This window comes from Citricoccus sp. (genome assembly GCF_035445025.1).
GTDB lineage: Bacteria > Actinomycetota > Actinomycetes > Actinomycetales > Micrococcaceae > Citricoccus.
The window spans coordinates 30,814-39,393 of sequence record NZ_DAOMPX010000029.1; the positions used below are offsets into that span (position 1 = coordinate 30,814).

Annotated in this window: 5 protein-coding genes; all 5 read right to left on the reverse strand. The window is 70.7% G+C overall.

Annotation, left to right across the window (positions count from 1 at the left end; all coding sequences use genetic code 11):
• Positions 1-3,729 carry a hypothetical protein gene (locus PLJ28_RS10390; RefSeq protein WP_324590102.1) on the reverse strand — a complete coding sequence of 1,243 codons (3,729 nt, stop codon included), beginning with the start codon at positions 3,727-3,729 and terminating at the stop codon, positions 1-3.
• 117 nt (positions 3,730-3,846) lie between these two features.
• Positions 3,847-5,037 carry an elongation factor Tu gene (gene tuf / locus PLJ28_RS10395; RefSeq protein ID WP_183527549.1) on the reverse strand — a complete coding sequence of 397 codons (1,191 nt, stop codon included), beginning with the start codon at positions 5,035-5,037 and terminating at the stop codon, positions 3,847-3,849.
• A 288-nt stretch (positions 5,038-5,325) separates the two neighbouring features.
• The gene (gene fusA, locus PLJ28_RS10400) at positions 5,326-7,440 is read right to left on the reverse strand and encodes an elongation factor G (protein WP_324590103.1); all 2,115 of its coding nucleotides are present in this window, start codon (positions 7,438-7,440) and stop codon (positions 5,326-5,328) included.
• A gap of 93 nt (positions 7,441-7,533) precedes the next feature.
• Positions 7,534-8,004: a 30S ribosomal protein S7 gene (rpsG, locus tag PLJ28_RS10405; RefSeq protein ID WP_010145325.1), complete on the reverse strand. Its 471-nt coding sequence runs from the start codon at positions 8,002-8,004 to the stop codon at positions 7,534-7,536.
• Positions 8,004-8,378: a 30S ribosomal protein S12 gene (rpsL, locus tag PLJ28_RS10410; protein ID WP_010145326.1), complete on the reverse strand. Its 375-nt coding sequence runs from the start codon at positions 8,376-8,378 to the stop codon at positions 8,004-8,006. The genes rpsG and rpsL overlap by 1 nt, the downstream gene beginning before the upstream one ends.
• Between the last annotated feature and the right edge of the window lie 202 nt (positions 8,379-8,580).

Sequence of the window (8,580 nt, forward strand, 5' to 3'; positions counted from 1 at the left end):
CTACCGGTCCGCGTACCCGCGCTCCGCGTCCCGCCCCCTCCCCCGCCGCCGCAACTGCCAGACCGCCAGCACGATGAGGGCCGCGCCCAGCAGCGCCAGGTACACGTAGGTGTACTCCCGCAGGTACCAGAGCACGGACAGCGCGACGCCGGCCGCGCCCCACCACGCGAGCACCTGGAGCCGCTGGACCAGGCCGAGGACCACCAGCGCCCCGAAGCCCGCCAGGACGACCAGCTGCATCAGGGAGGTTCCCTCGGCGGGCACGGTGAACGCGGCGAGGGTGAACACGGCGGCCGCCGCTACGTGGAAGGCGAGCCGGCGCTCCGGCCGCGGTCCCGCGCCGGACCGGTGGCCGTGCCGCCCGTATCCATGCCACAGCCCCAGCGCGACCAGCAGGACCACCAGCACCTGCACCGTCCACCACAGTGCCCGGCCGCTGTGCTCCGGGTCCGCGGTCTGCCACCAGGCCCGGGCGGCGGCCGCGTAGGTGACGAGCACGGCGACGTCCCGTCCGTTCAGCACCCACGACGCGCGGGCGGCGTCCTGCGACGGGGGCCCGCGCCACAGCAGCGTCCGCCCGCCGGCATCGACCGCGAGCCAGCACGCGCCCGTGAGCAGCGCGCAGCTCACCCAGACGACGGCGTCCTCCGGCAGGCCGGCGTGCAGCGGGGTCCGCAGCAGGGACACCGTGGCCAGGACGAGGGCCACGGCCAGGCCGCCCTGCCACAACGCCGCCGGCCGGAACCGGGCGGCACGAGGGAGGCGCTCCCCCGCACCCGGGGCGAGGGCGGCGGCGTCCAGCCGCGCCCACAGTCCCAGGACCCCGGCCGAGAGCACCGCGACGACCGGCAGCTGCCACGCCTCGTCGGGGGCCCAGAGGCCGCGGTCCCGCCACCACTGGAGCAGCAGCACGGCGGAGACGGGGACCGCCACCACCGTCCCCGTGACCAGGGCGGGGATCCCGCGGGTGCGGGCGAGGAGGTAACACACCAGGGCCGCGGTCGCGGCCGTGATGCCGAGGACCCCGGGGTGCGGGCCCCGGTCCGGCCCGGCGACCGACCCGACCAGGACGGCCGCGAGCCACAGCACGCCGAGGGCGACCGGCCGGAAGGCGTCCAGGTCGGCCACCCCGCGCCCTGGGCTCTCTCGCGTTCCGGCCACGGACGCGGCGATCTCCCACCCGGCCACCGCGAGGGCGAGGATCACCAGCAGGGCCGAGGCGACGGATGCCGGGACCAGGGGGTCCGGGAGCCATCCGCCCTCCAGCCGCAGGACCGGCGAGGCCGGCAGCACCAGGGCGAGGGCACCCGCGAGCACGGCCCAGTGGCCGCCGCGGTCGGTGCGCAGGACCAGCCCCGCCCCGATCACCGAGGCGGCGATGATCATCAGCGCCGCCCGGTCCGCGCCGACGGTCACCTCCAGGAGCCACAGCACGCCCAGTGCCGCGGTGACCACCCAGGACGGTGCGATGCCGGACCCCAGGCCCTCCAGGCGCCCGGCGAGCCGGGACCGGACCGCCAGCCCGGTGAGCAGGGTGACCGCCGCCGCGGAGCGCACGGCGGATCCGTCTCCGCCGAGGTGGCCGACGACGTCGGCCACCAGCACGGCGGAGCCGGCCTGTCCGAGCAGCAGCAGGGAGGCCCGCACGGCCCGCGGCAACCGGTCCCGGGTCAGGACCGCGGCGGCGACCAGCCACGCGGTCAGTGCGGTCAGGGCGATGTCGGCGTGCCAGGCCCACGCCGCGCCGGCCAGCAGGATGAGCGTGCCCGTCAGGACGGTGCCCGTCACGGCCAGCACCGCGATCCGTTCACCGGCCCCCGACGGCCGGCCGGCCAGCCACCACAGCCCGAGGCCACCGGTCACCACGAGCACCGTGTACCAGCCGGCCACGGCGTCCGCGCTGCCCAACAGGGCCAGGGACAGCACGGAGGCCACGGACCAGGCGAGGGGCGGTATCACCGCGGGGACGCCGCCCGTGGCGGGACGCTGCACCAGCGCGGTGGCGGTCCCCCAGGCCAGAGCCGCCAGCCCGGCCACCACGGACGGATCCCAGCCCGCGGGCGGCACCCAGCGCTCCGCGAGCAGGTACACCAGGGCCACCGCGGCCAGGGCGGCACCGTGCGGGGCTACCAGCCCGTCCCAGCGCGCCGCCCGATCGGCGCCGCGACGCAGCGCAGCGGTGATCACCAGCTGGACCACGATGACGACCCCGAGGCAGGCCTCCCCCAGCCACGGACCGGGTCCGTCACCGGCCACCGCCGCCAGGCCCAGTACCGCCGGGACCAGGGACAGCGGGGTGGCGGCCTGCCAGCCGAGCCCGGCGGCCAGGTCGGACGTGGCGCGGACCGAGGCCACGGCGAGCACCGCCGTCGTGAGCACGAGGACGGCCAGCGCCCAGCTGAACCCCTCGACCAGCCAGGGGCCCTCCGCGTCGAACAGCGCACCGGCCTGGACCGCGGCGGTCAGGATCCACGCCGCCACGAGGACACCGACCCGGTCCCCGTGCCCGGCCGGCCCGGCCGGCAGGAACCCGCCGTGTCCGCGCCCGAACCACGTCAGCGGCACCTGGAGGCAGAGGCCGGTCACCAGCGCGGTGAGCGTGAGGGGAAGCGGCCAATCCAGCATCGCGGCCCAGGCGGCCAGCGCCAGCAGGAGCCCGGCACGGACGGCGTAGCAGGACGCCAGCCGGAAGCGCCGTGGACCGATGACCGCGACCGTCGCGTAGTAGGCGGTGGCGGCGAGCAGCAACAGGAACATCTGCACCGGCTCCACCCACAGCCCCACGGTGACGGCCGCCAGCACCGCGCCCGGGGTGATCCACTGGTGCGTGCGGGCGATCGCCGTCCGGTACGGTCCGGGCAGCCGGCGGTCACGCCGGGTTGCCGCGGCTCCGGGGTCCGCGCTCAGCCAGGCCATCAGCACCGCCAGCCCGATCCAGGCGATGAGTGCCCAGGCCATCCCCCGTTGGACCACCGCGCCCGAGGCCATGACGGTGGAGAGCAGGAAGGGCACCGTGAGGTACGCGACGACCGCGCTGTCGAGCCGGACGGCGGCCACCGCGAACAGGACGGTGCCCAGCACGGAGGTGATCAGCCAGGACCGGGCGGGATCGTCCAGGACGAGCACGTCGAGCGCCACGCCGAGCACCGGCACCAGGGCCAGCCCCGTGCCCGTGAAGGCCACGGCCGCCGGGCGGAGCGTCCGGCTCACCACGTGCACCACCAGTCCCCCGGCGTAGAACAGCCCCACCACGACGGCCAGCCCGGACACGCGGGCCGTCACCGGCAGTGCAGCCCCGATGAACAGCGACGCGGCGGCCACCAGCAGCAGGCAGGCGGTGTAGAGGGTGATGTTGACGTTGCGCCGATCCCGCCGCTCCTTCTCAGCGGCCAGCTCCTCGGCCGTGGGCCGCGGGGGCTGGGGCTGAAGGTGGGACTGGGGCTCGGGCTGGGGCTGGGGCTGGGGCCGTGAGACGAGTACCGGAGCGGGCGACGGCGGTGCGGGATGTGGTCCGGCGGGCACCGGTGGGGTGGGCTGCGCGCCCCTGGTGGCGGCCGCGCCGGCGTCGTACCCCTGTTGCCAGGCGCGGGCCAGGTCCTCACGGCCGATCGCCGGCGCACCGGGCACGGGCTCCCCGGGGCGCCGCCTCGCGGCGCGCGACCGCGCGACGACGTACCCCAGGGCGGCTCCCAGCGCGATCCCCAGGACCAGCACGATGACGATCCCCACCCCGTCAGCGTAGGCCAGCGCACCGGGTCAGGAGGGAGTTGTCCCCAGGACCCCCGTTAACGCGGAGACCCCCTCCGGCCGAAGCCGAAGGGGGTCGTCGCTGTGCGGTACGTCAGATCACTTGAGGATCTTGGTGACGCGGCCGGAGCCCACGGTGCGGCCACCCTCACGGATGGCGAAGCCGAGGCCCTCCTCCATGGCGATCGGCTGGATCAGCGCGACCGTCATCTCGGTGGTGTCGCCGGGCATGACCATCTCGGTGCCCTCGGGCAGCGTGATGACGCCGGTGACGTCGGTGGTCCGGAAGTAGAACTGCGGACGGTAGTTCGAGTAGAACGGGTTGTGGCGGCCGCCCTCGTCCTTGGACAGGATGTAGACGTTGCCCTCGAAGTCGGTGTGCGGGGTGATGGAGCCCGGGGCCACGACGACCTGGCCGCGCTCCACGTCCTCGCGCTTCAGGCCACGCAGCAGCAGGCCACAGTTCTCGCCGGCCCAGGCCTCGTCGAGCTGCTTGTGGAACATCTCGATACCGGTGACCGTGGTCTTCTGCAGGTCGCGGATGCCCACGATCTCGACCTCGGAGTTGATCTTCAGGGTGCCGCGCTCGGCGCGACCGGTCACCACGGTGCCACGACCGGTGATGGTGAAGACGTCCTCGATCGGCATCAGGAACGGCTTGTCCTTGTCGCGGACCGGGTCCGGGATGTAGGAGTCCACGGCGTCCATCAGGTCCTCGACGGACTTGACCCACTTCGGGTCACCCTCGAGGGCCTTCAGGCCGGAGGTGCGGATGACCGGAGCGTCGTCACCGTCGAAGCCCTGGGAGGACAGCAGTTCGCGGACCTCCATCTCGACGAGCTCCAGGAGCTCCTCGTCCTCGACCATGTCGGACTTGTTCAGGGCGACCAGCAGGGCCGGCACGCCGACCTGGCGGGCCAGCAGAACGTGCTCGCGGGTCTGGGCCATCGGGCCGTCGGTGGCGGCGACCACGAGGATGGCGCCGTCCATCTGGGCAGCACCGGTGATCATGTTCTTGATGTAGTCGGCGTGGCCGGGGGCGTCGACGTGGGCGTAGTGACGCTTCTCGGTCTGGTACTCCACGTGGGAGATGTTGATGGTGATGCCGCGCTGGCGCTCTTCCGGCGCGGAGTCAATGGTCGCGAAGTCGCGCTGCTCGTTGAGGTCCGGGTACTTGTCGTACAGGACCTTCGAGATCGCGGCCGTCAGCGTGGTCTTGCCGTGGTCGACGTGGCCGATGGTACCGACGTTGACGTGCGGCTTGGACCGCTCGAACTTTGCCTTCGACACAGGTTCCTCCTAGAACTGTTCATCTGAAGAGACTTCTCAGCCGCGGGTGGCGTGCTGACAACTTGGAAAAGTCTACTTCGATCTGGCTGATGGTGATAAATCCTCCGGCTTACGTCAGGACCGGTCCTGGATCAGGCCACCCGGACCGCCTTTTCCGCGGACCGGACCTTCCGTCCTGTGGTGGCTACCGGCCTCCGGAGTGCGGCCGGGCCACCTGTCCGGGTCCGTGGCGGGATCCTCGCGGATCCCGCCACGTCACCGGACAAGTGTGGTGCTAGAGAACGGGGCTCACTCGCCGCTGTTCTTCTGGATGATCTCGTCCGCCACGGCCTTCGGGACCTCGGCGTAGGAGTCGAACGTCATCGAGTACACGGCGCGGCCCTGGGTCTTGGACCGGAGGTCGCCGATGTAGCCGAACATCTCGGACAGCGGCACGCCGGCCTTGATGACCTTCACGCCCTGGGCGTCCTCCATGGACTGGATCGCGCCACGGCGGGAGTTCAGGTCGCCGATGACGTCGCCCATGTACTCCTCCGGGGTGCGGACCTCCACGGACATCAGGGGCTCGAGCAGGACCGGGTTGGCCTTGCGGATGCCCTCCTTGAAGACCATCGAGCCGGCGATCTTGAACGCCATCTCCGAGGAGTCGACGTCGTGGTACGCGCCGTCGAGCAGGGTGGCCTTCACGCCGACCATCGGGTACCCGGCCAGCACGCCCAGCTGCATGGCGTCCTGGATCCCGGCGTCCACCGACGGGATGTACTCGCGCGGGATGCGGCCACCGGTGACGGCGTTCTCGAACTCGTAGAACTCGCCCTCGGAGGTGTCCATCGGCTCGAAGGACACCTGCACCTTGGCGAACTGACCCGAACCACCGGTCTGCTTCTTGTGCGTGTAGTCGACCTTGTCGACCTTCTTCTTGATGGTCTCGCGGTAGGCCACCTGCGGCTTGCCGACGTTGGCCTCGACGCGGAACTCGCGCTTCATGCGGTCCACGAGGATGTCCAGGTGCAGCTCGCCCATGCCGCCGATGACGGTCTGGCCGGTCTCCTCGTCGAGGTGCACGGTGAACGTGGGGTCCTCGGCGGAGAGCTTCTGGATGGCGGTGGAGAGCTTCTCCTGGTCGCCCTTCGTCTTCGGCTCGACGGCCACGGAGATCACGGGCTCCGGGAAGGTCATCGACTCGAGGATGATCGGGTTGGCCGGGTCGCAGAGGGTGTCACCGGTGGTGGAGTCCTTCAGGCCGACGACCGCGTAAATGTGGCCGGCGGTCATCTCCTCGACCGGGTTCTCCTTGTTGGCGTGCATCTGGAACAGCTTGCCGATGCGCTCCTTCTTGCCCTTGGTGGTGTTCTGCACCGGGGAGCCCGCGGAGAGCTTGCCGGAGTAGACGCGCACGTAGGTCAGCTGGCCGAAGAACGGGTGCGCGGCGATCTTGAAGGCCAGGGCGGAGAACGGGGCGTCCAGGGCCGGCTCGCGGGTCAGCTCCTGCTCCTCGTCACCGACGGCGTGGCCCTTGATGGCACCGGCGTCCAGCGGGTTCGGCAGGTAGGACACGACGGCGTCCAGCATCGGCTGCACGCCGCGGTTCTTGAAGGCGGAACCACAGAAGACCGGGTAGGCCTCGGCGTTGATCGTCAGCTGGCGCACGCCGGCCTGGATCTCCTCGATGGTGAGCTCCTCGCCCTCGAGGTACTTCTCCATGAGCTCCTCGGAGGTCTCGGCGACGGCCTCGACGAGCTCGGCACGGTACTGCTCGGCCTTCTCCTGGAGGTCGGCCGGGATGTCCTGGGTCTGGTAGGCGGCACCCATGGTGACGTCACCCTTGGCATCGCCCTCCCACACGAGGGCCTTCATGGTCAGCAGGTCCACGACGCCGACGAACTCGGACTCGGAGCCGATCGGGATCTGCATCACCAGCGGCTTGGCGCCCAGGCGGTTGATGATGGTGTCGACGGTGAAGTAGAAGTCGGCGCCCAGCTTGTCCATCTTGTTGACGAAGCAGATACGCGGGACGTTGTACTTGTCGGCCTGGCGCCACACGGTCTCGGACTGGGGCTCCACGCCCTCCTTGCCGTCGAAGACGGCGACGGCGCCGTCGAGCACGCGCAGGGAGCGCTCCACCTCGACGGTGAAGTCCACGTGGCCCGGGGTGTCGATGATGTTGATCTGGTTGTTGTTCCAGAAGCAGGTCACCGCGGCGGAGGTGATGGTGATGCCGCGTTCCTTCTCCTGCTCCATCCAGTCGGTGGTGGAGGCACCGTCGTGGGTCTCGCCCAGCTTGTGGCTGACGCCCGTGTAGAACAGGATGCGCTCGGTGGTGGTGGTCTTGCCGGCATCGATGTGAGCCATGATGCCGATGTTGCGGACCTTGGTGAGGTCGGTCAGCACGTCCTGTGCCACGGTGTCTCCCTTGGGTTTGGTGTGTGGGTCCAGTGCTGCTGGGCGGCACGGCGCCCGGAAACCATACTGCTACGGTTCCCGGGCGCTCGTGACTCACCAGCGGTAGTGGGCGAAGGCCTTGTTCGACTCGGCCATCTTGTGGGTGTCCTCGCGGCGCTTGACCGCGGCACCCAGGCCGTTCGAGGCATCGAGGATCTCGTTCATGAGACGCTCGGTCATCGTCTTCTCGCGGCGAGCCTTGGAGTAGCCCACCAGCCAGCGCAGGGCCAGGGCGGTCGCGCGGCCGGGCTTGACCTCGACCGGGACCTGGTAGGTGGCGCCACCGACGCGGCGGGACTTCACCTCGAGGGCCGGGCGGACGTTGTCCATGGCCTTCTTGAGGGTGGTCACCGGATCGGTGCCGCTCTTCTCACGCGTGCCCTCGAGGGCACCGTAGACGATGTGCTCGGCAGTGGACTTCTTGCCGTCCACGAGCACCTTGTTGATCAGCTGGGTGACCAGCGGGGACCCGTAGACGGGGTCGACGACGAGGGGGCGCTTCGGCGCGGGGCCCTTACGTGGCATTACTTCTTCTCCTTCTTCGCGCCGTAGCGGCTGCGGGCCTGGCCGCGGCCCTTGACGCCCTGGGTGTCGAGGGCGCCGCGAACGATCTTGTAGCGGACACCCGGGAGGTCCTTCACGCCGCCACCGCGCACGAGCACGATGGAGTGCTCCTGCAGGTTGTGGCCCTCACCCGGGATGTAGGCCGTGACCTCGACGCCGCCGTTGAGGCGGACACGGGCGACCTTGCGCAGGGCGGAGTTCGGCTTCTTCGGGGTGGTGGTGTACACGCGGGTGCACACGCCACGACGCATGGGGTTGCCCCGCAGTGCGGGGGAATCGGTCTTCTTGACCTTCGGTGAGCGGCCCTTGCGGACCAGCTGCTGAATCGTAGGCACTCTTGGTCTCTCCGTAGTGTTGGCTTCCAGTCCGGCGGGCGTACAGGACATCGCCCGCGTCAACCAGGACTGCTTGGTGGTCGTTTCTTACGCACCCAGGGGGTTCAACGAGAACGACCGTAGGCGTGCAAAAGTGTGGCATTCGCTGCGCAAGAAACCCGCAGCCCGGACCGTGTCCCTCGTGCCACACAAAACAATTGAG

Coding starts and splice junctions, on each gene's coding strand:
- rpsG (WP_010145325.1), bottom strand. CDS start 8,004: ATGCCACGTAAGGGCCCCGCGCCGAAGCGCCCCCTCGTCGTCGACCCC.